Annotated in this window: 25 protein-coding genes; 19 read left to right on the forward strand and 6 right to left on the reverse strand. The window is 43.7% G+C overall.

Going from position 1 to position 25600, the window contains the following annotated elements; translation table 11 throughout:
• Positions 1 to 12: 12 nt before the first annotated feature.
• Positions 13 to 447: a thioredoxin TrxC gene (gene trxC / locus AB4585_RS18190; protein WP_017060125.1), complete on the reverse strand. Its 435-nt coding sequence runs from the start codon at positions 445 to 447 to the stop codon at positions 13 to 15.
• Between the two features lie 122 nt (positions 448 to 569).
• Between trxC and AB4585_RS18195 the strand changes: the two genes are divergently transcribed.
• The 5 genes from AB4585_RS18195 (at position 570) to AB4585_RS18215 (ending at position 4579) form a co-directional block, all read left to right on the forward strand.
• Positions 570 to 1667, forward strand: coding sequence for a ketoacyl-ACP synthase III (locus AB4585_RS18195; protein WP_372170525.1), 1098 nt, complete (start codon positions 570 to 572; stop codon positions 1665 to 1667).
• 22 nt (positions 1668 to 1689) lie between these two features.
• Positions 1690 to 2154: a GNAT family N-acetyltransferase gene (locus tag AB4585_RS18200; protein ID WP_029235379.1), complete on the forward strand. Its 465-nt coding sequence runs from the start codon at positions 1690 to 1692 to the stop codon at positions 2152 to 2154.
• 97 nt (positions 2155 to 2251) lie between these two features.
• A complete protein-coding gene (locus AB4585_RS18205) occupies positions 2252 to 3484 on the forward strand; it encodes a glycosyltransferase (protein WP_102394371.1) in 1233 nt (410 codons plus the stop codon).
• A 202-nt stretch (positions 3485 to 3686) separates the two neighbouring features.
• On the forward strand, positions 3687 to 4148 hold the full coding sequence (locus AB4585_RS18210) for a YeeE/YedE family protein (protein ID WP_010429747.1): 462 nt from the start codon (positions 3687 to 3689) through the stop codon (positions 4146 to 4148).
• On the forward strand, positions 4148 to 4579 hold the full coding sequence (locus AB4585_RS18215; RefSeq protein WP_372170513.1) for a DUF6691 family protein: 432 nt from the start codon (positions 4148 to 4150) through the stop codon (positions 4577 to 4579). The genes AB4585_RS18210 and AB4585_RS18215 overlap by 1 nt, the downstream gene beginning before the upstream one ends.
• A gap of 163 nt (positions 4580 to 4742) precedes the next feature.
• Here the strand turns inward: AB4585_RS18215 and AB4585_RS18220 are convergent, their stop codons facing one another.
• Positions 4743 to 5618, reverse strand: coding sequence for an endonuclease/exonuclease/phosphatase family protein (locus tag AB4585_RS18220; protein ID WP_017064569.1), 876 nt, complete (start codon positions 5616 to 5618; stop codon positions 4743 to 4745).
• A gap of 303 nt (positions 5619 to 5921) precedes the next feature.
• Between AB4585_RS18220 and nrdD the strand changes: the two genes are divergently transcribed.
• The 5 genes from nrdD to AB4585_RS18245 all read left to right on the forward strand — a co-directional run bounded on the left by nrdD (position 5922) and on the right by AB4585_RS18245 (position 12745).
• Entirely contained in the window at positions 5922 to 8042 is a 2121-nt protein-coding gene (nrdD, locus tag AB4585_RS18225; protein ID WP_017064570.1) for an anaerobic ribonucleoside-triphosphate reductase, read from the forward strand.
• A gap of 155 nt (positions 8043 to 8197) precedes the next feature.
• Complete coding sequence (nrdG, locus tag AB4585_RS18230; protein ID WP_136974584.1) at positions 8198 to 8665, forward strand: anaerobic ribonucleoside-triphosphate reductase-activating protein; 468 nt, start codon at positions 8198 to 8200, stop codon at positions 8663 to 8665.
• Between the two features lie 265 nt (positions 8666 to 8930).
• Positions 8931 to 10115, forward strand: a complete 1185-nt coding sequence (locus AB4585_RS18235) for an amino acid aminotransferase (protein WP_017060118.1) — start codon at positions 8931 to 8933, stop codon at positions 10113 to 10115.
• A gap of 11 nt (positions 10116 to 10126) precedes the next feature.
• Positions 10127 to 10813 (forward strand): ATP-dependent zinc protease, encoded by a 687-nt coding sequence (locus AB4585_RS18240; protein WP_017069095.1) that lies wholly within the window; start codon positions 10127 to 10129, stop codon positions 10811 to 10813.
• Between the two features lie 324 nt (positions 10814 to 11137).
• The gene (locus tag AB4585_RS18245) at positions 11138 to 12745 is read left to right on the forward strand and encodes an ABC-F family ATPase (RefSeq protein WP_080582218.1); all 1608 of its coding nucleotides are present in this window, start codon (positions 11138 to 11140) and stop codon (positions 12743 to 12745) included.
• Between the two features lie 137 nt (positions 12746 to 12882).
• Here AB4585_RS18245 and AB4585_RS18250 read toward each other — a convergent pair whose 3' ends face one another.
• Together AB4585_RS18250 and AB4585_RS18255 are read right to left on the reverse strand one after the other, a co-directional pair.
• Entirely contained in the window at positions 12883 to 13407 is a 525-nt protein-coding gene (locus tag AB4585_RS18250) for a hypothetical protein (RefSeq protein ID WP_017060115.1), read from the reverse strand.
• A 98-nt stretch (positions 13408 to 13505) separates the two neighbouring features.
• A complete protein-coding gene (locus tag AB4585_RS18255; protein WP_048608277.1) occupies positions 13506 to 13883 on the reverse strand; it encodes a YgiW/YdeI family stress tolerance OB fold protein in 378 nt (125 codons plus the stop codon).
• Positions 13884 to 14169: 286 nt separating this feature from the next.
• Here AB4585_RS18255 and AB4585_RS18260 point away from each other — a divergent pair, with 286 nt between their 5' ends.
• The 4 genes from AB4585_RS18260 to modC are packed head-to-tail and all read left to right on the forward strand — an operon-like array spanning position 14170 to position 18253.
• Positions 14170 to 15636: a cobyric acid synthase gene (locus AB4585_RS18260; protein ID WP_372170516.1), complete on the forward strand. Its 1467-nt coding sequence runs from the start codon at positions 14170 to 14172 to the stop codon at positions 15634 to 15636.
• A gap of 56 nt (positions 15637 to 15692) precedes the next feature.
• The gene (gene modA, locus AB4585_RS18265) at positions 15693 to 16451 is read left to right on the forward strand and encodes a molybdate ABC transporter substrate-binding protein (RefSeq protein WP_017060111.1); all 759 of its coding nucleotides are present in this window, start codon (positions 15693 to 15695) and stop codon (positions 16449 to 16451) included.
• Complete coding sequence (gene modB / locus AB4585_RS18270) at positions 16452 to 17150, forward strand: molybdate ABC transporter permease subunit (protein WP_017060110.1); 699 nt, start codon at positions 16452 to 16454, stop codon at positions 17148 to 17150. It abuts the gene before it with no gap.
• A complete protein-coding gene (modC, locus tag AB4585_RS18275) occupies positions 17147 to 18253 on the forward strand; it encodes a molybdenum ABC transporter ATP-binding protein ModC (protein ID WP_017067812.1) in 1107 nt (368 codons plus the stop codon). The genes modB and modC overlap by 4 nt, the downstream gene beginning before the upstream one ends.
• Before the next feature lie 311 nt (positions 18254 to 18564).
• Here modC and AB4585_RS18280 read toward each other — a convergent pair whose 3' ends face one another.
• Entirely contained in the window at positions 18565 to 19002 is a 438-nt protein-coding gene (locus AB4585_RS18280; RefSeq protein ID WP_017060108.1) for a DUF3069 domain-containing protein, read from the reverse strand.
• A 152-nt stretch (positions 19003 to 19154) separates the two neighbouring features.
• On the opposite strand from AB4585_RS18280, the gene AB4585_RS18285 reads away from it, so the two are divergent.
• Positions 19155 to 20105: a diguanylate cyclase gene (locus tag AB4585_RS18285; RefSeq protein ID WP_017060107.1), complete on the forward strand. Its 951-nt coding sequence runs from the start codon at positions 19155 to 19157 to the stop codon at positions 20103 to 20105.
• 78 nt (positions 20106 to 20183) lie between these two features.
• Entirely contained in the window at positions 20184 to 21194 is a 1011-nt protein-coding gene (locus tag AB4585_RS18290; RefSeq protein ID WP_372155454.1) for a Solitary outer membrane autotransporter beta-barrel domain, read from the forward strand.
• Positions 21195 to 21338: 144 nt separating this feature from the next.
• Here AB4585_RS18290 and AB4585_RS18295 read toward each other — a convergent pair whose 3' ends face one another.
• Positions 21339 to 22580: a GGDEF domain-containing protein gene (locus AB4585_RS18295; protein WP_372170519.1), complete on the reverse strand. Its 1242-nt coding sequence runs from the start codon at positions 22578 to 22580 to the stop codon at positions 21339 to 21341.
• Between the two features lie 476 nt (positions 22581 to 23056).
• On the opposite strand from AB4585_RS18295, the gene AB4585_RS18300 reads away from it, so the two are divergent.
• The 3 genes from AB4585_RS18300 (at position 23057) to pntA (ending at position 25595) form a co-directional block, all read left to right on the forward strand.
• Positions 23057 to 23425 carry a late competence development ComFB family protein gene (locus tag AB4585_RS18300; protein ID WP_017060104.1) on the forward strand — a complete coding sequence of 123 codons (369 nt, stop codon included), beginning with the start codon at positions 23057 to 23059 and terminating at the stop codon, positions 23423 to 23425.
• 40 nt (positions 23426 to 23465) lie between these two features.
• A complete protein-coding gene (locus tag AB4585_RS18305) occupies positions 23466 to 23747 on the forward strand; it encodes an HlyU family transcriptional regulator (protein WP_004731023.1) in 282 nt (93 codons plus the stop codon).
• Between the two features lie 300 nt (positions 23748 to 24047).
• Positions 24048 to 25595 (forward strand): Re/Si-specific NAD(P)(+) transhydrogenase subunit alpha, encoded by a 1548-nt coding sequence (gene pntA, locus AB4585_RS18310; protein ID WP_136974587.1) that lies wholly within the window; start codon positions 24048 to 24050, stop codon positions 25593 to 25595.
• The last annotated feature ends 5 nt before the right edge of the window (positions 25596 to 25600 follow it).

The following is a 25600-nucleotide window of genomic DNA, read 5'->3' on the forward strand; positions in this document are numbered from 1 at the left end:
TAACCAATAGTATTACTTAGTTAGTGCTTGATTAAGCCACTGATCAAATTGACCTTTTGGCAGTGCACCGTTAATCGTATCAACACGTTGACCGTTCTTGAACACCATCACCGTTGGGATGCTTCTGATTTGATACATAGCCGCCAGTTGCTGTTGAGCTTCGGTATCAATTTTAACAAATCGAACATCGCCAGCGCGCTCTTTAGCGACATCGCTAAATACAGGTGCGAAACCTACACATGGGTTGCACCATGTCGCCCAAAAATCGACAACGACAGGCTGTGAACTGTTCAAAATTGATTGGAAATTCAGTGACGTACCTTCGATTGGTGCACCGTCTAGAAGTGCGTTTTTGCACTTACCACAAGTAGGGCTTTCTGAAATTCTTTCTGAAGGAACTCGGTTTACGCCACCGCAAGAAGGGCAACGTGTGTTGAATGTAGACATAACTTTCTCTTTTTATTGCGTCTCCGTGCCTAACGCGATTTACGAATCATGTACGGAACGCTTATACTGTTTAAAACAAGAATAAGATACTCAAATAAAAACAAACAATAAACAGGTAAATGATGACAAAATTTTACGCTGAAATTACGGGCTGGGGAAAGTGTCTGCCACCAGCCGTGCTATCCAATGATGATTTAAGCACTTTCATTGATACGTCTGACGAGTGGATTCGTACTCGAACTGGTATCGAAAATCGCCGTATCAGTCATGTAAATACCTCTGAGCTAGCGACCGTTGCTGCTCAACATGCAATGGCGTGTGCTGGTTTAACAGCCGAAGATATCGATCTTGTGATCGTAGCGACGTGCAGTCCAGACTCTCTTATTCCAAATACCGCGTCTAAAGTTCAACAGAACTTAGGCATCAAGAGCGCAGCAGCTTTTGACCTTAATGCAGCGTGTACAGGCTTTATCTACGGTGTTGAAACAGCAACTCGATTGATTCAAGCGGGCAACTACCGCAATGCGATCGTTGTGGGTGCAGAGCGTCTTTCATTCTTCATCGACTGGACCAAGCGTGATACTGCGGTTCTATTCGGTGATGGCGCTGGCGCTGTGGTTTTATCGCGTACTGAAGAACAAGTGGGTTTACAAGAAGCTCAAATCGGTTGTGACGCAGAGGGCCGTGACATTCTAGCAGTACCAAAATTCGGTACGTCTATGGACCGCTTTGCTGCTGATAACGGTTACTGGGATTTTGATTTCGTTGGTAAAGAGATCTTCAAGCGTGCAGTGAAAGGAATGGGCGCTGCAGCACATACAGTATTGAGTCGCACTGGCATCTCAACTGAAAACATCGATGTTGTGATTCCGCACCAAGCGAACATCCGAATTATTCAAACTCTGTGTGATATGGCGGGCATTGAACGTGAGAAAGCGTTTGTGAACATTCAAAACTATGGCAACACGTCGGCTGCGACTGTGCCAATTGCATTGTGTGAAACGTTAGAGCAAGGCTTTGTTAAACCGAACTCAAACATCCTTGTGGCGGCATTCGGTGCCGGTTTAACTTGGGGGGCAGGCCATATTAAGTGGGGTAGCCGTGTTGATCCGTTAGGTCAATCGGACGCTAAGCTTCCAGAAGCAGATAGCTCGGCATTAGAACTTCTAGAGAGAGCCATTTTACACTGTAAAACGCGTCCTAATTCTGAGAATGAGTAGCAGCATGGCGCAAGTTCGTTTTATGACAGAAGCCGACCTCGATGGAGCGGCTTTAGTTCACCAAGCTACTTTTGTTCGACAGCAAAACTCAAAAAATTGGTTACAATGTAACTTAAATGCTGCGCCACGCTTTCTTAACTTTGTTGCTGAAAGCGATGGCGAGATTGTCGGCTACATTATTTGGGTTCAAAAGAGTGGGTTTAGGCCTGAAGCTGTTTTGGAGCTAGAACAACTTGCTGTGTTACCGAGTGCTCAGGGGCAAGGATTGGGCAAAAAGCTGATTCTAGACTCTTTGCCTCAAGTGAAGCAGAAGCTATCAGAGCAGGGCTCGACACTAAAACATGTATTAGTGACCACCAGAGCAGATAACTTTGCACAAAAGCTCTATCAGTCGACATTGGGCGCTCAAGTCGAAACCACGATTTCAAACTTTTACTCAGCCGATGAAGTGCTTATGATAGCTCGCAATGTAGGTGAACGAATCTGATCGCTGAGTTCTTAGAACCATTATTATCAGCGGCATAACTCGATTAACGTTTTATTAGGGGCTTCTGTGGCCCTTTTGTTATTTCTTAGGAAGTATTTTGAAGAAAGTTTTAGCAATTGGCTACGTTTGGCCAGAACCGAATTCATCGGCGGCTGGCAGCCATATGATGTCTCTTTTACGTCTATTTAAGAGACAAGGTTGGTCAGTTGAATTTGCAACACCCGCTCAAGAAACCGAGCACATGATTGATCTCTCTGAAGAGGGCATCACAAGCCAATCTATACAGTTAAATTGCGATAGCTTTGACGATTACATTGAAGAGCTGCAGCCCGATGTTGTGATGTTTGACCGTTTTATGATGGAAGAGCAATTCGGCTGGCGCGTCGAGAAGGTATGTCCCAATGCCTTTAAGCTACTGGATACTGAAGATTTACAATTCCTACGCAATGCTCGACATGAAGCTGTTAAGAAAGAGACAGAGTTAACGAAAGAGCACCTGTACAGTGACTTGGCGAAACGTGAAATCGCTGCAATCCTGCGCTGTGATCTTTCGTTGATCATCTCAAGTTACGAGATGGAATTGCTCCAATCTGAGTTCAATATCGATCCAAAACTATTACATCACCTGCCGTTCATGGTTGATCTCAACACGTTGCCTGAAAGCACGAAAAGCTTTGAAGAACGTAAGCATTTCATGACGATAGGTAATTTTAGACATGCGCCTAACTGGGATGCAGTGCTTCAGTTACAGAAGATTTGGCCGAAGATTCGTAAGCAGTTGCCTGATAGTGAACTTCATATTTACGGATCTTATCCGCCGCCGAAAGCAACCGCTTTGCATAATCCAAAAACCGGTTTCCATATCAAAGGTTGGGCTAAAGATGCTCAAGAAGTGATGGAAGATGCACGTGTTTGTGTTGCGCCATTACGTTTTGGCGCTGGCATTAAAGGCAAGTTACTTGATGCGATGAAGCTGCAAACTCCGAATGTAACCAGCGAGATCGGCAGTGAAGGCATGCTACCGCAAGGTGAACTGCAATGGCCGGGCGCAGTGTCAGATGATATTGATGAGTTTGTTGAACAAGCTGTCGCTCTTTATAAAGATGAAAAGAAATGGCTTAAAGCTCAAAGCCAATGTCATTCAATTCTTGAAGCGCACTATGAACAGAATCAACTGGGCGACAAATTGATCGAGCGACTGACTGCGCTAGGTTCTGAGCTTGATGCGCATCGACTGAATAATTTCTTTGGTTCAATGCTTAAGCACCATAGTATGGCGAGCACTAAGTACATGTCGCAATGGATTGCTGAGAAGAACAAGGTCAAATAGCTGTTCTTTACCAAAGACAGAATAAATCTTAAGCCCTTAGGTTAACACCTAGGGGCTTTTTTCATGCAGGGCGCTTGTTAATTCCAGACTTACAAAACGACACATACTCGCAGTACATTAGCATTGACTAATTTATATTTATTAGTAAACTCTAATTTATAGGTTGTTATGAGTTTATGATGTTTGTGGATAGGAGAGGTTTGTGCTTAGTTTGATTCCTTGGGATGCTTTTTTCGGCGGCATGTTGTTAGGCGTGTCGGCCATTGTTTTAATGTTGGGGATTGGTCGAGTTGCTGGCATTAGTGGCATTGTCAGCCGATTATTGCCAACTGGCACCAGCAACAAAGAACGTAAAGATGCGGATACAGCAAACACCGAAAAACACTGGCGTATCGCCTTTGTTGTGGGAATGGTCGCAAGTGGTTGGCTATTAATTCCGACGGGCTACCAACTTCCGCAGTTAGAAGAGATGAATCTCGCTTTAGTGATTATTGCTGGCCTTCTGGTGGGCTTTGGTACTAAAACAGCGAACGGTTGTACTAGCGGGCATGGCATTGTCGGAATGGCGCGTTTATCTAAACGTTCTATTGTTGCGACCTGTGTATTTATGGGTGTGGCAATCGTAACCGTGTTTATCAAGAATCTGACTGGCTTGGGGGCATAATGAAAAACGCTTCATTTACTATCGTTATCGGTTTGGTCGCAGGTATTCTTTTTGGCTCTGGCATGATCATCTCAGGGATGGTTGATCCTGAGAAGGTACTCGGCTTCTTAGACATTACCGGTAACTGGGACATTAGTTTGGCATTCGTCATGGGTGGCGCGCTATTGGTCTTTGCACCGTTTTATCATCTGGTCATTAAAAAGCGCGCTAAAGCCATCAATGGCGAGCCGTTAGATAGCCGTAACAATCCGTTGATAGACAGAAAGCTGATTCTTGGATCTACAGCGTTTGGCTTAGGCTGGGGGATTGCAGGCTTTTGCCCAGGCCCTGCGGTAACCAGCCTAAGTGGCGGCAACCCGACGGTGTGGGTGTTTATGATAAGCATGCTGGTGGGAATGTGGCTGGCGGATCGTATGAAAAAAACGTGTTAGTAGCAAGCTTATAGCTGATTACATTGGCTTTGACGTTATCCGTTCTGAGCTGACCAAGCATAGAGGTTGACTCGCTTTCAGCACGAAAGTCAGTCAGCCTCTTTCTATATTTACTGTTTCTATTATTTTCAGTTATCTACAATCTGCTGTTATCTAAAATCTACTATTTAATAGTCGTTGAAACTGGACAGTGGTCGCTGAGTTTGTAGTCCAGAACATCTTGTGTTTCAAATACCTTCTGCTTTGCAGGAGAAGCATTTAGCGACTCACTCACCACAATATGATCAATAACAGAGCGGAACTGATGTGTGCGATAATTGTTGCGGTTAGAGCGTACCTTACAATCTGCACGGGTCTTTCGTGTCGCTAACTGCGCATCAGTATATTGTGATAACTCTTTCCACATCCAATCTCGTGAGTAAGCGAGGTTATGGTTAAAGTCGCCAAGAATGGCGTAGTCTTCGTTATTGCGCTCTCTTTGCTTTATCCACTTGTTCAGTTGCTGAGCTTGCTCTTTTAAACGAGAGCAATCGCGGTTGGACTTATACGCTCCGCTACAACCTGCCTTTAAATGCACAGACAACATGTGAATGGGTTTAAAGTTTGTTTCTACAACGATATAGCTGGCAAACCTAAGTTTACTGTTGGATGTGGTTTCAAGCGGAAAGTCAGCGTAGTCGGTGAGGGCTACTCCTTTACGAACTGCAAATCCCGTGTATTGGTTCACTTCTTTAAATTGGCGGTTGCTGTTCTTAGATAGCGCCCGGTCAGACATCAATATCTTGTATTGATCACCAGCCACACGCTGAATGGCATTTACGTTATCGACTTCTTGAAACGCAACCACGTCTGCGTCTAAGGATTGAAAATAAGTTGCGAGTTTGTCGAAATCAGCTTGATCACGTTTGTCAGAAAACTTATTCACAGCCTCGTTGGTTGATAACCATTCGATATTCCAACTGGATATGGTCAAAGGTTCAGCAAATGTCTGGCTACTGAGTAAGCAGCCTAACATTATCCAGTTTTGAAGTCGTTTCATGCCAAATATCCCTAATTTTGTCTGCCAATATTGATGAGCCGTTATCCTACAACACTTACCAAAAATTCAACTCTTTTTAGGAGTTTTTTTATTGTTACATTGTTTCTTTTCGACTTGAGAACTAGCGTAATAATATTGAATTGATCTTAGTCAGCGTTCTCTTTTTATTGATCCAAATCAATACTCAAAGTTGGTGGTTCTCGTTAAATACGCCACAATATCTAGTGTTAGTTAAACGATAAATCGCTCTATATAGTGTGTTTGTGGATAAGTCTGTGAATACCTCAAGAGTAAGGAGAAGTGGTGAAATCAATCGTAATCAAGCGTGATGGCTCAAGAGCTCCATTCAGTAGAGATCGCATCCAAGCTGCAGTGGAAGCAGCATCAGACAAAGCCGATAAGGAAATTGCTATTTATGCACTGAATGTGGCATTAGCAGTTGAGTTGAAGCTCGAAGACTACGATGAAGTTCATATCTCTGAAATTCAAACCATGGTCGAGAACGAGCTAATGCAGGGACCATACAAGTCTCTGGCTCGTGCCTACATTGAATATCGTCATGACCGCGACATCGCCCGTGAGAAGCAAAGCGCTTTAACTCGTGAGATCGAAGGTTTGATCGAAGAAAGCAACGTTGATCTAATCAATGAAAACGCGAACAAAGATGGCAAAGTAATCCCAACTCAGCGTGACCTGCTGGCGGGTATCGTGGCTAAACACTATGCGAAAACTCACATTTTGCCACGTGATATCGTACATGCTCACGAATGTGGTGATATTCACTACCACGATCTAGACTACGCACCGTTCTTCCCAATGTTTAACTGCATGCTTATCGATCTGAAAGGCATGTTAACGCATGGCTTCAAGATGGGTAACGCGGAAATCGACACACCTAAGTCTATTTCTACGGCGACAGCGGTAACCGCGCAGATCATCGCGCAAGTGGCGAGTCACATCTACGGCGGCACAACGATTAACCGCATCGATGAGGTTCTTGAACCTTACGTTATGGCGAGCTACGAGAAGCACTTATCGCTAGCGAAAGAGTGGGACATTCATAGCCCAGAAGCTTTTGCTATCTCTCGCACAGAGAAAGAGTGTTACGACGCGTTCCAATCTCTGGAGTACGAAGTAAACACGCTGCACACCGCTAATGGTCAAACACCATTCGTGACGTTTGGTTTTGGTTTAGGTGAAAGCTGGGGCTCGAAATTGATTCAGCAATCAATCTTGAAAAACCGCATTGCAGGTTTGGGTAAGAACCGTAAAACAGCCGTGTTCCCTAAACTGGTATTTGCGATCAAAGATGGTTTGAACCACCAGAAGCAAGATCCAAACTACGACATCAAGCAATTAGCGCTAGAGTGTGCGTCTAAGCGTATGTACCCAGACATTCTTAACTACGACAAAGTAGTAGAAGTGACAGGGTCATTTAAAACTCCTATGGGTTGTCGTAGCTTCTTGAATACTTATGAAGAAAATGGTGAGTTGATTCACGAAGGCCGTAACAACTTAGGTGTTGTTAGCTTGAACTTGCCACGTATTGCGATTAACGCAAAACAAGATATGGCTAAGTTCTACGAACTGCTTGATGATAAACTCAAGCTGGCTCGTCGTGCATTAGAAACTCGTATTTCTCGTCTAGAAAACGTGAAAGCACGTGTTGCTCCAATCCTATACATGGAAGGTGCATGTGGCGTTCGCTTGAAAGCAGACGACTCTATTGCCGATATCTTCAAGAACGGCCGCGCGTCTGTTTCTCTTGGTTACATTGGTATCCACGAAGCGATGACAGCACTTTACGGTACTGACGTTCACCTGTACGACGATGGCGAAATGCGTGCTAAAGCGCTTGAGTTGGTGGAGTACATGAAGCGTGAAGTGGAATCTTGGACGAAAGAGACAGGTTACGCATTCAGCCTATACGGCACACCAAGTGAAAACCTATGCAGCCGTTTCTGCAGCATTGATACCAAAGAGTTTGGTGTGATTGATGGCGTAACAGACCGTGGTTATTACACCAACAGCTTCCACTTAGACGTGCAGAAGAAAGTGAACCCATACGACAAGATCGATTTCGAGATGCCTTATCCAGAAATCTCTAGCGGTGGTTTCATCTGTTACGGCGAATTCCCGAACATGCAGAAGAACATCGAAGCGCTAGAAAACGTTTGGGACTACAGCTACACACGTGTTCCTTACTACGGCACCAACACGCCGATTGATGAGTGTTACGAATGTGGTTACAACGGTGAGTTCGACTGTACAAGTAAGGGCTTTACGTGTCCTAAATGTGGCAACCATGACTCAACCAAAGTATCGGTGACGCGCCGTGTTTGTGGTTACCTTGGTAGCCCAGATGCACGACCATTTAACTTCGGTAAGCAAGAAGAAGTTAAACGCCGCGTGAAGCATCTTTAGTAAGCTCTAAGATTATTAGCTAGCTTACTTAGAAGAGCTACGTTTCAAGAAATATGTTTGGTATCGGCGCTATGTCGATACCAATTCATTTGTTTCAACTCTCGCTACTTTTCGAGTTAAACCATTAAGCCATCACGAGTTTTCAATACTGCCTTATGAATTATCACCAATATCACCCAATCGACGTTGTAAATGGCCCTGGAACACGCTGCACTTTGTTTGTGTCGGGTTGTGTACACCAGTGTCGCGGGTGTTATAACCAATCAACGCAAAGGTTGGACTCCGGGCATTTGTTTACTCAAGAGCTGCAAGACCACATTATCGCTGATCTCAATGATCCACGAATCAAGCGTCGTGGCTTGTCGCTTTCAGGTGGTGATCCTCTTCATCCTGCAAATGTATCTGAAGTGCTTAAGCTTGTTCAGCGTGTAAAAGCAGAATGTGAAGGCAAAGACATCTGGATGTGGACTGGCTATGAGCTCGATGAGCTGGATGATAAACAGAAGCAAGTATTGGAATACGTTGATACCCTGATTGACGGTCGTTTCGAACAAGATAAAGCGGATCCAATGTTAGATTGGCGTGGTAGCTCAAACCAAATCATCCATCGGTTCCAGCTTTAGTGGACTAACGTAAATTTACGACATACTACACTAGTACAAATAGTTAGCCTCAGCCCTCTGCTGAGGCTTTTTTATTTTATGACGTAGTTAAATTTGTAAATTGATGGAATATTGAACTATCTGGAGTAGGGATTGCTAGGATGTACTGGATTCAACTAGAGTTATCTCCTAAAAATCAAAACTTTGATGAATTTCTGTTTCTTAAATTGTAAATAAAATGATAACTTGGAGGTCATTACTTGAATTTCAAAGGGTTGTGACTTTCATGTTTTCACATCTACCAAAACCAACTTTAGATCCAATTCTATCTCTTTCTGTTGCTTACCGCGGCGATACTCGTACTGATAAAGTCGACTTAGGCATTGGCGTTTACAAAAACGATCAAGGCGAAACTCCGATCATGAAAGCCGTTTCTATGGCTCAAGATATCGTTGTTGAAACGCAGAAAACCAAAGCTTACGTTGGCCTGGCAGGCTGTGAAGAGTTCAACCAGAGCATGGTTGATCTGCTGCTTAAAGGGACTTCTGCAATGGATCGCGTTGCTGCGATTCAAACACCGGGTGCAAGTGGTGCACTTCGCATGTTGGGTGACTTAATGAAAGTTTCTCAACCAGACACCACGGTTTGGATTTCAAACCCAAGCTACGTTAACCACAAACCGGTGATGGAAGCGGCAGGCTTAAAAGTTCGATATTACAATTACTTCAGTCCTGAAACGAAGCAAGTTGATACTGCAAGAATGTTGGATGACCTTTCAAAAGCGGGTCCATCAGATGTGGTACTACTGCACGGTTGCTGTCATAACCCAACGGGTGCGGATATCGACTTTGAGGCGTGGCAGGAAATTACCAAACTATCGCAGAAAAATGGCTTCTTGCCGTTCGTTGATATTGCTTACCAAGGCTTTGGTGATGGCTTAGAAGAAGACGCAAAAGGTCTTCAACACATGGCTAACAACGTCGAAGAGATGTTGATTACGACATCTTGCTCGAAGAACTTCGGTTTATACCGTGAAAGAACGGGTGCCGCTATCGTGATTGGCAAAAACAGCGAACACGTTGGCAATGCTAAAGGTAAGCTTCTAACGCTTGCTCGTTCAACTTACACAATGCCGCCAGATCATGGTGCAGCTTTGGTTAAAACAATTCTTCAGAATCAAGAGCTAACCTCGATTTGGAAGCAAGAATTGAGTGAAATGCAGCAACGTTTGTTAAATCTGCGCCAAAGTTTATGTGATGAATTGCGAAATACTTATAACACGTCACAATTTGACTTCATTGAAAGCCATAAAGGCATGTTTAGTGTACTAGGCTTTAAAGAAACTCAAATGAATCAATTACGTGAAGAATATGGAGTCTATGGTGTTGGTGATGGACGCATCAATATCGCAGGCCTTTCCGAATCTCATATTCCTTATGTAGCAAAAGCGATAGCAAACGTTTCAAAATAGAAGGTGACTGAATGTATAATTGGAAAGCGATTGTAGTTTTAATGCTAAGTGGTGGCCTGTTTGCTTGTTCGGCTACAACTCAAGCTCCTGTTGAGCCAGAGCAAAAGCCTCAAATCGAACAACCTGTTGTGGATGACTCTTCAAAAACTGACGCAACAGAAGGCGAGAAAGTAACGGAACCTACTGAGAAGCCTGAAGAAGTAAAACCAACTGAGCCGGAAGTAAAACCTGCACCTGTTGAAAAACCAGTAGAGAAGGTTAGAAAAACAAGTGACGGCAAACTGATTCTTGGTGAAGAAGAGTGGGTGTTTGTTCCTGGTTTAAAAGAAGCGTTTAAAGCACGTGTCGATACCGGTGCAACAACCTCTTCAATCAGTGCAGTTGATATTGTTGATTTTGAACGTGACGGCAAAGACTGGGTTAAGTTCAAGATTGAACACGACGGAATTACAACTGAAGAGATCAGCTTACCAGTAGAACGCTGGGTTAAGATCAAGCAATCAAGCGCAGAAGGCACACAACGACGCGCTGTGGTTGTAGCTTCGATTCAAATTGGCGATCTAAAAGACAAAACTGAATTTACGCTAGCCGACCGAACGCATCTTTCTTTCCCACTTCTGTTGGGTAGAAGCTTCTTTAGAGATGTTGCGGTTGTCGACGTGAGCAAAAAATACGTTCAGAAGAAAATTACTAAATAACAAGTTCTGCTCGTCATCAAAGCTTTTCGTTTTGAAGAGCTATAGTTTCAAAGGTGACGGGCTTAAAAGACTTTTAGTGTTGATAAATGAAATCCCTACCAGTTCTGCTGGTGGGGATTTTTTTATTTACACCCCATAACGTATGAAAAGCATCTAAATGGTCTATGTTTACTATTCGTTTACTGTTTAGCCTCGACAACGTGATCGAGATCTCTATATAATCCGCGCTTCGATTTTTGTTTAATCCATACTTTCGTACTTCTTATTTAGGTTCTTGAAATAGCCTAATAATTATCTGTCAGTACACGCTTAGGAATTAGTTCTTTGATATCTACCGCGAACATCACAATGCAATTTGGCGCAGAGCCGCTGTTTGAAAACATCTCTGCTAAATTTGGTAACGGCAACCGTTATGGTTTGATCGGCGCTAATGGTTGCGGCAAATCAACGTTCATGAAAATCCTAAGTGGCGCATTAACGCCAAGCTCGGGCAACGTTTCTATCACTCCAGGAGAAAAGCTGGGTGTGCTAAGCCAAGATCAGTTCGCTTTCGAACAGTACAGCGTTATCGACGTTGTGATCATGGGTGACAGAAAGCTGTGGGAAGTAAAACAAGAACGTGACCGCATTTACTCTTTGCCAGAAATGAGCGAAGACGATGGCATGAAAGTCGCTGAGCTTGAAAGCGAATTCGCGGAAATGGATGGCTACACAGCAGAAAGCCGTGCTGGCGACATCCTAATTCAAGCGGGTATTGAAGAAGAGTTCCATTTCGGCTTGATGCAGCAAGTAGCTCCAGGTTGGAAACTGCGTGTGCTATTGGCACAAGCTCTGTTTGCAAACCCAGATATCCTGCTTCTTGATGAACCAACCAACAACTTGGACATTCACACGATCAACTGGCTTGCTGAAGAGCTAAACCAGCGTAAATGTACAATGATCATCATTTCGCACGATAGACACTTCCTGAACTCTGTGTGTACACACATGGCAGACATCGACTACGGTGAGCTACGTGTCTACCCTGGTAACTACGAGTACTTCCTAGAAGCATCTGGCTTGATTCGTGAACAGCTTTTAGCAAGCAACGCTAAGAAAGCGGCTGAAATCAGCGAGCTTCAAGATTTCGTAAACCGTTTTGGTGCTAACGCATCTAAAGCAAAACAAGCAAGCTCTCGTGCCAAGAAAATGGATAAGATCACGCTTGATGAAGTGAAATCATCGAGCCGTATGAGCCCATCTATTGATTTTGGCGAAGGTAAGAAACTACACCGTCAAGCGCTTGAACTTCAAGACCTTGGTCACGGCTTCGATGGCGAAACATTGTTTGCCGGTGGTAACTTGCTGCTTGAAGCGGGTACTCGTCTTGCGGTTATCGGTGAGAACGGTGTAGGTAAAACCACGCTGCTACGTTGCCTAGTTCAAGAGCTAGAGCAAAACGAAGGTATCGTAAAATGGTCTGAAAACGCATCTGTAGGCTACTGCCCACAAGATAGTACGTCTGACTTTGATAACGACCTGAGCATCTTCGATTGGATCTCACAATGGCGCACAGTGAAGCACGATGACCTTATGGTACGTGGCATTCTAGGTCGCCTATTGTTTACTGCTGACGATGCGAACAAAAAAGCGCGTAACTGTTCTGGTGGTGAGAAGAACCGTCTGTTATTCGGCAAGCTAATGATGCAAGACATCAACGTGCTTGTAATGGACGAACCAACCAACCACATGGACATGGAAGCAATCCAAGCCCTGAACGACGCGTTGAAGGTTTACACTGGCACGCTTATCTTCGTAAGCCATGACCGAGAGTTCGTTTCTTCATTAGCAACACACATCATCGATGTAAAAGATCAACAGCTAGTGAGCTTCCAAGGTACTTATGAAGAGTACTTAGATCACCAGAAAAAGATGCTGATGGTTAGCTTATAAAGCAAGTCGCTGGCTCAGGTCGTGAACGACTAAAAGCCAGCGAAACTAACAAACAAAAAAGCCCCGAACATTAATATGTTCGGGGCTTTTCTATGTAATACGTTTAGCTATTTATTACTCAGTAATTGAAATCTAGATTAGAATCCGAATCGAGCCGACATTAAGATTTGGTGGCCATATGTGCCGTTATTGCGCATATCAAGACCAACAGACAGTTGATCAGTTGAATGGAAACGAGCACCGATACCCAAAATTGAACGAGTGTCATCGTTGTCGATCAGTTGACCAAGGCGTGCGTTAACTTCAACGTTTGCCATTAACCAAGCTCTCAAGCCAAGGTTAATTTCTGTTTTGATGTGGTTATCGTCATTCCGTTCAATGTTGTGCAGTAACATTTGGCCAGTAACGTCAGCAAATTGACTGATTGGGCCGTTGAATCCCATACCTACCGCTGCATCCCAATCACTTTCAAATTCTGAATCGATACGAGCAACAAAATGAGAGTTCTGAGTGAACATTGTTGTGACTTCACCACCGAAAGTACTTGGGCTAGTACCCATGCGCAGCTCGAATGTGTTGTAGTTAAAGTTGTTTGCAGACGCAGAGAATGAACACAGTGCAGCGAGTCCTAAAAGGACAGTCTTATTCGTGCAACCTAGCATGGTGACTCCATATAAATTGTATTTTGCGGCAGTATAATACAAAAAAGCCTGCAATATGCAGGCCAATTATTTGAAGTCGGTATTTTTATATTAATCGCTTATAGAACCTGGATGTGGTCCACTTCGATTTCAGGTGTCTTACCACCTTCATATTCACCGAAGATACGAACTTTTGTATCAGCGGTCAGTGGTTGTGCTAGGCGGATATCATCATCAAGTTCGATTTGAATTTCACTCTGGCCATCAGAGAAGACAAACGTGTCATTCTTAAGTTGACGAACGATCTTGCCATCCACAATTGCTTCTTGCTCTGCGAACATGCTTGTGTCGGCAAGTAGTGTCGCAACAGAAACGGTTTCAATTGGGCCAGTATAAGCAATAGCGCTTTCGTGCTTGTTGCTGTTGTGGTCACTAGCCATTGCGAAAGTAGGAGCAAGGATAATAGTAGATGCGATAGCTAATACAGTTTTTTTCATGGTGAATCCCTTAATGTTGTTTTTAGTAGAAACGTTTTTCTGAATTTGAAACGTTTCTTTTCGTTAGTACGTTTTTTGTTGAAGCGCCTGTTATCGTTCACAAGCTTCGTTTCGATGGAGCTATTAAACAACACTGGGGTTGAATCCAGAGTGAGTAACACATTCATTTTCCATTCATTTTATTGAGCATCTACTCGGCAATGACGTTAAGATGGTCGCAGAGAAATATTGCCCACAGCTATAAATTGAAAATTAAGAAATTAAGAAATTAAGGATTTAAGTACAAATGCGAGCACCATTAAGTGCCCTTATGGTTCAAGGGACAACGTCAGATGCCGGAAAAAGTGTTTTGGTGGCAGGTTTATGCCGTGTTTTGGCAAGGAAAGGAATCAAAGTGGCACCTTTTAAGCCACAAAACATGGCGTTGAACAGTGCTGTGACAAAAGATGGTGGCGAAATTGGCCGTGCTCAAGCGGTTCAGGCGCAAGCTTGTAATATAGAGCCAACCGTTCACATGAACCCTGTATTGCTAAAGCCCAACTCAGATACCGGCGCGCAAGTGATTTTGCAAGGCCGAGCGCTGAGCAACATGGAAGCGACGGGTTATCATGATTACAAGAAAGTGGCGATGGATACAGTTATCGATTCGTTTGACCGACTTTCTGAAGAATATGAAAGCGTGATGATTGAAGGTGCGGGGAGCCCAGCCGAAATCAATCTTCGTGAAAATGATATCGCTAACATGGGATTTGCTGAGAAAGCGGACATCCCTGTGATCATCGTTGCTGATATTGACCGTGGTGGCGTTTTTGCGCATCTCTACGGGACATTAGCTCTATTGTCTGAATCTGAACAAGCTCGTGTAAAAGGCTTTGTGATAAATCGTTTTAGAGGCGATATCGCACTGCTTCAATCTGGCCTAGATTGGCTAGAGGAAAAAACCGGCAAGCCTGTGATTGGTGTGTTGCCATATCTGCATGGTTTTAACTTAGAAGCGGAAGATGCCATTACCTCTGCTCAAGAGTCTTACGGAGAAGCTAAGCTTAAGGTGGCGGTGCCAGTGCTAACCCGAATCAGCAACCATACAGACTTTGACGCGTTAAGATTGAATCCTTCGATTGATTTACGTTATGTCGGTAAAGGCGAACGTGTAAACAATGCTGATTTAATTATCTTGCCGGGTACAAAGTCGGTAAGAGCAGATTTGGATTACCTAAAAGAACAAGGCTGGGATAAAGATATTCAACGCCACCTGCGCTTAGGCGGCAAAGTGATGGGTATCTGCGGTGGCTACCAAATGTTAGGTAGCATCATCCACGATCCTGATGGCGTTGAAGGGGAACCCGGCAGCAGCGAAGGGTTAGGGTATCTGGATACTGAAACGACCCTTACACAGCAGAAAACCTTAACCAACGTACGCGGCACCATGACGCTGGATGGCAAAACAGCACAAGTAAAAGGGTATGAAATCCACGTAGGTAGGACTGATGTCAAAGAAACAGCCTTACCGGTTCAGTTAGAATCTGGCAGCCTAGATGGCGCTGTGAATCAAGATAACTCGATTTTTGGTACTTACTTGCATGGCGTATTCGACAACAGTGATGCGTTGTCGCTTATTTGCGAATGGGCAGGAGCCAACGATGTGACCGCGATTGACCACGAACAGCTTAAAGAGCTGGGTATTAATCGAATCGCTGATGCCATCGAAGAGTACTTAAATCTTGATCTGCTTTGGCCAGAGTTAACAGCTTAAGCCGCCATTTAGAAGTTAGCTAAAGAACTTAAACGAACAATAGATAAGTGATAACAATGAAAAAGCGAGTCTTCCTTTTAACCATGGCTTTAACTTCGGCATTGAGTTCTAGTCATCTTTTTGCTGCGGAAAAGCTACGAGTTTACGCTGCATCGTCGATGACCAATGCGGTTAATCTGTTGGTTGAAGAGTTTGAGAAAGACCATTCTGTCGATGTGATTCCTGTGTACGCGAGTACATCGTCTTTGGTGCGACAAATCGAAAGAGGAGCACCAGCAGACATTTTTATCTCGGCAAATGAGAAATGGATGACGCATTTAGTCGATCGTAAATTGGTTTATAGTGACAATGTCACAAACCTATGTGAAAACGAACTGGTGCTGATTGCTCCTAAAGAGACATCGGTAACGTTAGACCTATCAAAAGGTGAACAATGGGCTAAACTTCTTACTAATGAAAGGCTTGCAGTGGGTAACACCATGTCGGTTCCTGCTGGTATCTATGCAAAAGAAGCGTTAGAAACGTTAGGTGTATGGGACGATGTGAAAACTCGATTGGCACCAAGTAACAATGTTCGTATGGCCTTAGCCTTAGTCGAGCGCAGTGAAGCTAAGCTTGGCATTGTCTACAAAACGGATGCGTTGCTTTCTAAAGAAGTAAACCTAGTGTCGACCTTCCCATCAGATCTGCACACACCAATACGTTACCCTGTAGCGAAGTTGAGTGATAAAGTTGTGGCAGAAGAGTTCTATACTTTCCTAAAGAGCGAAAAAGCGAAAGACACCTTGAACAGTTTTGGATTTGAAGTGCGTTAAATGATGTATTTATCGGAATACGAATACCAAGCCTTAATGCTGAGCTTAAAAGTCGCTGGGTTTGCAATCTTATGGCTTATCCCTATCGGTATTGGCTTAGCATGGCTACTTGCTAAGAAACAATTTGTAGGTAAGAGCATTGTTGAGAGTATTGTCCATTTACCTTTGGTACTTCCACCTGTGGTTATTGGCTATTTACTGCTAGTGATGATGGGCAGGCAAGGTATCATAGGTTCGTGGCTCAATGACGTGTTTGGTATTGTATTCAGCTTTAGCTGGAAGGGCGCGGCACTCGCTTGTGTGGTTGTGGCGTTGCCGCTGATGGTTCGCTCTATTAGATTGAGCCTAGAAACCGTAGACAGTAAGCTTGAAGAGGCGGCTGCTACATTAGGCGCTTCACCTCTTCGTGTGTTTTTCACGATCACTTTACCCTTGATGATCCCAGGGGTCATTACCGGCACCATGCTTTCATTCGCAAGAAGCCTAGGGGAGTTTGGCGCGACCATCAGCTTCGTTTCAAATATTCCCGGTGAAACTCAAACCATTCCTTTGGCTATGTATACCTTTATTGAAACCCCTGGCGCTGAAATGGAAGCCGCGCGTTTGTGTGTCATTTCTATTGTGATAGCGCTGGGTTCATTGATGCTATCTGAGTGGCTCAACAAAAAGTCAGCACAACGCTTGGGAGGCAATGCATGAGTGCTTTGATCCTCCAATATCAACAACAACTTGGTGAAACGTTCTTTGATATCGACTTGGAATTACCAAGTAGCGGCATTACGGCAATTTTTGGTCGTTCTGGCGCGGGTAAAACCTCACTTATCAATGCAATCAGTGGCCTTAAACAGCCCGATAAAGGTCTGATCAGCGTATCTGGAACCACACTGTTCGATAGTGAAAATGGCATTAATTTGCCGACTCACAAACGCAACGTCGGTTATGTGTTCCAAGAGTCGCGATTGTTTCCACATATGAAGGTGGCAGCGAACCTTAAATACGGTATGAAAAGCGTCGATCAAGCGCACTTTGAGCAAATAGTCTCGCTGTTGTCTTTGGGTTCATTGCTTGACCGATACCCAGCTCGTTTGTCTGGCGGTGAGAAGCAACGTGTGGCGATTGGCCGCGCTTTGTTATCAAAGCCGAGCATTTTGTTGATGGATGAGCCTTTAGCGTCTCTCGACTTGCCTCGTAAGCGCGAAGTGATGCCATTTCTGGAAAACTTATCCGAAACCGTCCAAATACCGATCATCTATGTCACTCATAGCCTCAATGAAATTTTACGCTTGGCAAATCACCTTGTGATTATTGACCAAGGCAAAGTGATTTCGTCGGGTGTGACGGAAGAGGTTTGGGCATCGAGAGCCATGCAACCTTGGCAATCTTTCTCAGAGCAAAGCTCGTTGTTTGAAGCGACATTAGCGGAACACAATGACGATTATGCGCTGTCTCGCCTGATGCTAGGAAAGTCGACGTCGTTATGGGTTCAGAAAGTATCGAGTGAGCTTGGTACGACAGTGAGGCTGCAAGTTAGGGCAAATGATGTCTCTATCACGCTAGAACGGCCGAAAGGGACTTCTATACGTAACATCCTTCCTGTCACCATTAAAAGCGTAGAGACGCACCAACAAGGCACAAATAAGCAGAGTGTCGCGGTCGAGCTAGAGTTAGAGTCTGGGTGCTACCTATGGGCAACCATTACATTGTGGGCGCTGGATGAGTTAAATCTAGAAATCGGGCAGCGTGTTTACGCTCAAATTAAAGGTGTGAGTGTCGCTCAAAGAGATATCGCGGTAACGCATTAAACCTGACAAGGTCAGTTTTTCGATATTGCCGCGATACTGCCTGTTATAGGTTCTGAAAATTCGATCTTGATTCCATGAATGGATACATGCGTCATTTTTATACGGTATAACTGCCAGTTTTGCGCCACACTATATGAGTGTTAAAGCATATGATTTGTCGAATCATATGAACATTAGCAACAAGAACATACAGACGTAACGATCGACGAACAGAAAATAGCGGATATAAAAAAGCCGCGTGTTTAAAGAAACATGCGGCTTAATTCTAAGTAGTACTGTTAGCGCTTAGCCTAGTTTAGGCGACTAGCGACTTACTTAGTAAAAACTTCTTTGAAATCACGCTTCAAGATTGCATCACGACGAGCTTTCTTGATTTGTTTAACCATGTCTTTTACACAGTTGTGTAGAACTTGGTCTAGCAGTTGAGCACGGTACTCTTCTTTTTCTTCGTCAGACATGTCTTCTGGAAGTTTAAGAGTAGGGAACTCTTCCATCACGTTAACACCAGCGAAAGCTTGGCTAACTGAGATTAGAGCGTGGAACTGCTCGAAGTTGTCTAAAACATTTTGTGCGCTTGCTGGAAGACTATCCCAAGCTTCGCGTACTGCTTCTTCAGACACTTCGTGAATAGAAGTAACCATAAAGTGCATCTCTTTTGGTACGCCATCAAATTCGATAACTTGACGAAGTTCTGGTGAGATGGTGGTTAAATCGATTTCTTGTTGTTCGTTGTTTGTAGCGTCTGACATAGTATTTCTCTTTAAAAAGAAACAATGCTAAAAAGATCTGTAAAAAAGTCAATATAATATAGAGATTAGGGCATGATTTAAGCCCAAATTTGAGCTACTTTGAATATTCAACACTAGATAAAGGTGATGTGATGATAGAAAAGGGATCTTCAATGCGCATATTGCTGGTTGATGACGTTCAACTAGACAGGATGCAACTTGCTATCCGACTCAAGCAACTGGGTCATATTGTAGAAGCTGTCGGTAGCGGAAAAGAAGCCCTGAGTGTTTATTCTGATTTTGATCCTGAACTCGTGTTACTTGATATCAGCATGCCTGATATGGATGGTTTTGAAGTGGCGAATGAGGTTCGAAGCCGATTCCCAGAATGGGTTCCCATCATCTTTCTTAGTGGTCACGAAGAACCTGAGATGATCGCAAAAGCGATTGACGCTGGTGGCGATGATTACCTGATCAAGCCAGTAAACAAGGTTGTTTTGAATTCTAAGCTGATTGCGATGCAACGTATCGCGCACATGAGACGAGAGCTAAAACAAAGCACAGCCAAACTCGAAGAACTGAACATCCTTCTGCAGCAACAAGCCAACGAAGATGGCCTGACCAAATTGTATAACCGTCGATATATGGATACTAAGCTTGAAGAGAGCATAGCGTGGCACGGAAGACGTAATATATCCATGACAGTCATACTTCTAGATGTAGACTTCTTTAAGCCTTACAACGATAATTATGGTCATATTCAAGGGGATAAGTGCTTACAAGGGCTTGCTAATACCTTGAAACAGCTGTTTGTTCGTGCGGGAGAATTTGTAGGTCGTTATGGCGGTGAAGAGTTTGTTCTGATTCTTAGCGATACAGACAGTGAAGGCGCTAAGGTACACGCGACTCGAGTTAAAGAGGCATTGCATGAGATGAACTACGCTCATGAACACTCAACGGTATCGGATAGAGTGACAGCGTCACAAGGTGTGTTGTCATTTGTGCCAGAAGGTGGCGAATCTATTGCGTCTATTTACGAAAAGGTCGATCAAGCGCTTTATCAAGCGAAGCAAAGTGGTAGAAATACCTTTGTACAACGTAACATTTTGGAGCTTGCGCGTTAGTTGGCGAGCTCTTTTAGATATTTGAATTTATACTTCTAATAGCGTTTGAGCTAGGAAGTGCTTTAAGTGATAAAAGAAATGCCACATTCGAAGTCATTTTCTATGACTAACACATCTTGGACGCTTGCGGTTCCTCTATTTTTTACCGCTTTGGCGACCACTGTTAATGCCAATACGCTATCTGATCTTTTTCGAAAGGATCTAGAGCAGAGCTTTGCCACCAGTGTATTGCTCAACGACACCGATGTTTTCACTTTTGGTATCAATAACTTTGACCCCAATAAAGTGTTTAGTTTGGACAATGAAGACATCGGTTCGAATGATTCGGTAAGTCGTCGCCAAAACATCACCTCCCTGAGTTTGCCTTACACATTTGAATTACCAAGTTACATCGAAGACAACCATCAAGAGGTGACGCTACGCTTGTCTGCATTGCGAATCGAGAACGATGTCGAGTACGCGGCAGCAAACAGAAACGATTTTCAAAAAGAGTCGGTAGTGTCTGGCTACGTCGAATTCGCGAATGTGTCCAAGCTAGACGAATATTGGAGCTTCAGCTCTGCAATCGGTAACCACATCTCTTACTACCGCAATGATTATGAATATCGCGCTTCGTTGCTAAAGCCTATTCAAGACCAACTGGATGGCGTATATCTCAATACTGATGCTTGGGCTTACATCATCGAGCCTAAAATCAAGCTGATGTACGAAGATAAGAATGACTGGGGAAAGTATAAATTGAGCACCAGTTGGCATTACTTTAATGGCATCGGCTGGGGCGAGGCGAATAATGGCAATGTCGGTCATCCTGAAGGGTGGTATATCGCCAATGAAGCCAAGGTTTTCTATGATCTCGTGCGTTGGGATAAGAACATCACTTCGATGTACTCGAGTATAAGACGAATTGATATTGGTGGTGACACCGTGGCATCTATGGGCACCACATCTTACTACGAGGGCAGTGTTGGTTGGTTGCTTAACCCAAACCTGTTTAATGAGTGGGTCGATAACGTGGGAATAGGTTTTACGATTAACTACGGAAGTAGCTTAAAAGGTGGCAGCTTGGTTATATTCTTCAACCAAGATTAAGCTCTTTTTTCCAGTTAAGCCCATACGGCCTCAAATCAATGAGGCTCGTTGAACTTGGAAGTGATAGTTATTGAAGCAGATCGCTATTAATGGCTTAAGCTATTTAGATCTCTAGCACTCAATATCTTTCGCTATCAACTATTGTTAACGGTCAATACACAGTTTGTTTCGACCGGTTTCTTTCGCTTTATACAGCGCTTGGTCAGCAAGCTTCAACACCTCTTCAGGATGTCTGGTGGTTGTGCTATCAGACAATCCAATACTCACCGTCACATTCACCACTTCCGATGGTTTACCGTTCTTGCCACGCTTTTTCATACCCACTTCATGATCGTCGGGGCGCTCATGGCTATTCCGAATCGTCATGTCGTAGTTTTGAACTTCGGAAATCAGAGCTTGAAGGTGCTCTTTAACTTGTTCCGAATGTTTGCCTTTGAAGATAATCGTGAACTCTTCTCCACCATAGCGATAAGCTTTAGCGCCGCCTGTGGTTTCCCTCAGAATGCGTGCCACCAGTTTTAACACATCGTCGCCAATGTCATGTCCGTAGGTATCGTTGAATTGTTTAAAGTGATCAATATCGACCATCGCCATCGAATACTTACGCCCCAAGTGCTTCATATCGACTTCTAAGGCGTGTCGACCGGGAATGTTAGTCAGTTGGTCGTTAAAGGCCATATCATGACTAGCAGACACCACATAGACGATGATCAGTGTGCCTGACAGCGAGAACATGGTGCTCGAGATGTACTGAATATCGAAGAAGATGAACGTACAAGAAGAAAGCAGGATAGCGCTATAAACCACAACATCGATAGAGCGGTTATACACCAACACGAGAATGGCAGTAAGGCCAAGCAAGCAAAGGCTATACAGCACTAAAACAAAAGGCAGTTTGGAGAAGTCTCTGACAATAAATAGAAGACCATCACTCCATGATTCAAAACCGCCGGCATGGAAGTGAGAGACGATCAATTGTGCCCACACCATAAACAGAACAAGAACGATGGCGTAGAGCAGCATCGACTTTGAGTTTACGCCGTTATCAGGGAAGGCATAAACAAGTAAGCAAGTGACAGGTACTAATGCCGCAAGTAACGAGAGCTCTAATAGCGTTGTGCCAGTATTGAGAGGCGTTTGTAAGCGAACTTGGATGATCAGATAAGCGACAAGCATGGTCACCGATACCATCGCCATTCGACCTTGTCTGAACGTATGGCATAGCAGAACCGCAACGCTCAATAAAATGTAAGGGAGGTTGCTAGCAAACCCTAAATTTGAGTCCGTCACGAGAATGACGTTGTCCATACCAACGAGCAAAATTGTTAACAGGACTAAAGGGAAGCAAAATCGAAACATGCTCGACGTTACAAAAGATGATGCCATTTATGTGGTGAGCCTAACTATATTGATGATCTTATTATTTAATACTATGCGTAGGATACGGTTAAACAAGCGATTGCCAAGCTTTTTGCCTAAATTAGAGCAAAAACATAGTCATAGGTCGCTATTGGTGCAATCATTTTTATATGTATTTTGAGTTGCTATTAACCTTAGAACGAACTACACAGTATATATGAGAAATTAATTAGTCGTTATAGATACTTAACAAAATCTGCTCTGCTGCTCTTACGTTGGCGCTGTCACTTAAAGGGCTTGATGATCAGTTATCATTGAGTGACCTTTTCATTAAGCGACGAAGATCTGTAATGAAGTCAGAGTAAGATTAAATAATGCCTAAGTTTCAACTATGGACAGTAAAACCTATAACTGAGTTATAGAAAGCTATTAGGAATTGCATGGTTTCAAGTGACTTTAGAAACGACTGCGACTAGAAAAACCGCTACAAATGGAGGTGTGGTATGCAAATTAGTGTTGATGTACATAACTATATGGAAACTCTGGTCGGTCATGTATTGGCTACCGAGGAATATGTGTCTAGTTATACCAACGAACAGTTGGCCGATCTCGCGTGCTTGGCTTTGGGCCAGCTAAAACCTATCTATATTCGTTTTGATATCGATTTTCTGTCAGCATTGCCAGAAGACAAATTGGTGCTCTATAAACGCAATAGTGAGATCGCGGTCAAAAATGCAGAAAGTATGATTATTGACGATCGAAGACGTGAACGTGACGACAATGTGCCTGTTATATTTAGTCAACACAATTTTGACGATGACGTAGAATTGCAATGGTATGAAAAGCCGTTGTTGAACCGTAAACAGTCATGATAGTTTAGGGTGAATACGGTCATTTAAGGAGTAAAAAAACGTGGGATTCTTTTCTAGATTATTTGGTGGCAAAGAAAAAACCGAACAAAAAGTAGAGATTGAGCCAGTCGAATATAAGGGTTTCAATATCTATCAAGATGCCATTGCAGAATCTGGTCAATACCGTGTTGCTGGGCGAATCGAGAAAGAATTCGATGGTGAAATCAAAACTCACCGTTTTATTCGTTCAGATGTTGTTTCAAACAAACAAGATGCCGATGAATTGATGCTCAAAAAATCGCAGATGTTCATCGACCAAATGGGCGACAATATATTTAGCTAACCAATTAGGGTTAGAATTGATGTTGGTCATAATTTAGAGAGCTTTCAGTGTATATGCTGAAAGCTCTTTTTAGTTTTATGGATAAAGAACAGCTAGTGAGTTGTTATTAAAAGGATTATTTGCAAGTGGTTTGACCTCTTGGTTCGAGACGGTCGTCATTTATCCGAATGAAGCGCTCAAATTCCGTCCAAATCGTTATAAGTAATAACTTTTCCTGTTCTTTGAACAAAACGCTTGAAGTATTAGTTGTCGTTAGATACAAACGAATAAGTCATTCGTGCCAATAGTCAAGGAATAGCTATGCAAATTGGTGTACCAAGAGAAACGCTCGCAGGTGAAACGCGAGTCGCTGCTTCGCCGAAATCGGTAGAACAGCTTCTAAAATTAGGATTTGAAGTTTGTGTTGAATCACAAGCAGGTGCGTTAGCAAGTTTTGAAGATGCAGCTTATGAACAAGCTGGAGCAAAAGTTGTCACCGCAGATGAAGCTTGGAAATCCGATATTATCTTTAAAGTTAACGCTCCGATCGTTGACGAGTCTAAAAATGAAATCGATCTTCTTAAAGATGGCGCAACATTGGTCAGCTTTATTTGGCCTGCTCAAAATCCAGAGTTAATGGAACAATTGTCCAGTCGTAACATCAACGTGATGGCGATGGATTCTGTACCACGAATTTCAAGAGCTCAGGCGTTAGATGCATTGAGTTCTATGGCAAACATCGCGGGTTATCGTGCTGTTGTTGAAGCGGCGCATGAGTTTGGTCGATTCTTCACGGGCCAGATTACGGCTGCGGGTAAAGTTCCACCAGCAAAAGTACTGGTTGCAGGTGCTGGTGTTGCTGGACTAGCGGCAATCGGCGCTGCGGGTAGCTTAGGTGCGATCGTTCGTTCATTCGATGTTCGTCCTGAAGTTAAAGAACAAGTTGAGTCGATGGGCGCTGAATTCTTGGAAGTGGATTTCAAGGAAGACACCAGTGCTGGTGACGGCTACGCAAAAGAGATGTCTGAAGCATTCAATAAGAAAGCGGAAGAGCTTTATGCAGCTCAAGCAAAAGACGTTGATATCATCATTACTACGGCGCTGATTCCAGGTCGCCCGGCTCCGAAGCTGATTACCAAAGAGATGGTAGACAGCATGAGTGCAGGTAGTGTGATTGTAGACCTTGCGGCGGCCAATGGCGGTAACTGTGAATACACGGTTGCGGATCAAGTCATTACAACGGCTAATGGTGTGAAGGTGGTTGGTTACACTGATATGGTTGGTCGACTGCCGACTCAATCATCTCAACTGTATGCAACGAACCTAGTTAACCTTCTGAAACTGCTTTGCAAAGAGAAAGATGGCAACATCAAAATCGACTTTGAAGATGTTGTTCTGCGTGGTGTTACTGTGGTTAAAGAGGGCGAGGTCACTTGGCCAGCTCCACCAATTCAAGTTTCAGCTCAACCACAACAAGCTAAGCCAAAAGCGGCCAAACCAGAGCCTAAAGTTGAAGAACCTGTTTCTCCAATTAAGAAAGTGGCGGGTATGGCGGTAGCTGTTGGTGCATTCGCTTGGGTAGCTTCGGTTGCTCCAGCTGCGTTCTTATCTCACTTTACCGTTTTTGTTCTCGCTTGTGTGGTGGGTTATTACGTAGTTTGGAATGTAAGCCATTCTCTGCATACGCCTTTGATGTCCGTGACTAACGCGATTTCAGGCATCATTGTAGTAGGTGCACTGTTACAGATCGGACAAGGAAGTGGCGTCGTCACGTTCTTATCATTTATTGCCGTATTAATTGCAAGTATCAATATCTTTGGTGGCTTTACCGTGACCAAACGTATGCTTGAAATGTTCCGTAAAGACTAAGGAGT

It is taken from the genome of Vibrio sp. 10N.222.49.C9 (assembly GCF_041474985.1).
In the GTDB taxonomy this organism is placed as follows: domain Bacteria; phylum Pseudomonadota; class Gammaproteobacteria; order Enterobacterales; family Vibrionaceae; genus Vibrio; species Vibrio crassostreae_C.

Excerpts from the sequence above, each read along its gene's own strand:
- nrdG (WP_136974584.1), top strand. The coding sequence starts at position 8,198 with ATGAATTATCACCAATATCACCCAATCGACGTTGTAAATGGCCCTGGA.
- AB4585_RS18295 (WP_372170519.1), bottom strand. The coding sequence starts at position 22,580 with ATGGCATCATCTTTTGTAACGTCGAGCATGTTTCGATTTTGCTTCCCT.
- AB4585_RS18235 (WP_017060118.1), top strand. The coding sequence starts at position 8,931 with ATGTTTTCACATCTACCAAAACCAACTTTAGATCCAATTCTATCTCTT.
- modC (WP_017067812.1), top strand. The coding sequence starts at position 17,147 with ATGAGTGCTTTGATCCTCCAATATCAACAACAACTTGGTGAAACGTTC.
- AB4585_RS18285 (WP_017060107.1), top strand. The coding sequence starts at position 19,155 with ATGCGCATATTGCTGGTTGATGACGTTCAACTAGACAGGATGCAACTT.
- AB4585_RS18300 (WP_017060104.1), top strand. The coding sequence starts at position 23,057 with ATGCAAATTAGTGTTGATGTACATAACTATATGGAAACTCTGGTCGGT.
- AB4585_RS18280 (WP_017060108.1), bottom strand. The coding sequence starts at position 19,002 with ATGTCAGACGCTACAAACAACGAACAACAAGAAATCGATTTAACCACC.
- AB4585_RS18255 (WP_048608277.1), bottom strand. The coding sequence starts at position 13,883 with ATGAAAAAAACTGTATTAGCTATCGCATCTACTATTATCCTTGCTCCT.
- modA (WP_017060111.1), top strand. The coding sequence starts at position 15,693 with ATGAAAAAGCGAGTCTTCCTTTTAACCATGGCTTTAACTTCGGCATTG.
- AB4585_RS18220 (WP_017064569.1), bottom strand. The coding sequence starts at position 5,618 with ATGAAACGACTTCAAAACTGGATAATGTTAGGCTGCTTACTCAGTAGC.
- trxC (WP_017060125.1), bottom strand. The coding sequence starts at position 447 with ATGTCTACATTCAACACACGTTGCCCTTCTTGCGGTGGCGTAAACCGA.
- modB (WP_017060110.1), top strand. The coding sequence starts at position 16,452 with ATGATGTATTTATCGGAATACGAATACCAAGCCTTAATGCTGAGCTTA.
- AB4585_RS18250 (WP_017060115.1), bottom strand. The coding sequence starts at position 13,407 with ATGCTAGGTTGCACGAATAAGACTGTCCTTTTAGGACTCGCTGCACTG.
- AB4585_RS18240 (WP_017069095.1), top strand. The coding sequence starts at position 10,127 with ATGTATAATTGGAAAGCGATTGTAGTTTTAATGCTAAGTGGTGGCCTG.
- pntA (WP_136974587.1), top strand. The coding sequence starts at position 24,048 with ATGCAAATTGGTGTACCAAGAGAAACGCTCGCAGGTGAAACGCGAGTC.
- AB4585_RS18260 (WP_372170516.1), top strand. The coding sequence starts at position 14,170 with ATGCGAGCACCATTAAGTGCCCTTATGGTTCAAGGGACAACGTCAGAT.
- AB4585_RS18290 (WP_372155454.1), top strand. The coding sequence starts at position 20,184 with ATGCCACATTCGAAGTCATTTTCTATGACTAACACATCTTGGACGCTT.
- AB4585_RS18215 (WP_372170513.1), top strand. The coding sequence starts at position 4,148 with ATGAAAAACGCTTCATTTACTATCGTTATCGGTTTGGTCGCAGGTATT.
- AB4585_RS18200 (WP_029235379.1), top strand. The coding sequence starts at position 1,690 with ATGACAGAAGCCGACCTCGATGGAGCGGCTTTAGTTCACCAAGCTACT.
- AB4585_RS18195 (WP_372170525.1), top strand. The coding sequence starts at position 570 with ATGACAAAATTTTACGCTGAAATTACGGGCTGGGGAAAGTGTCTGCCA.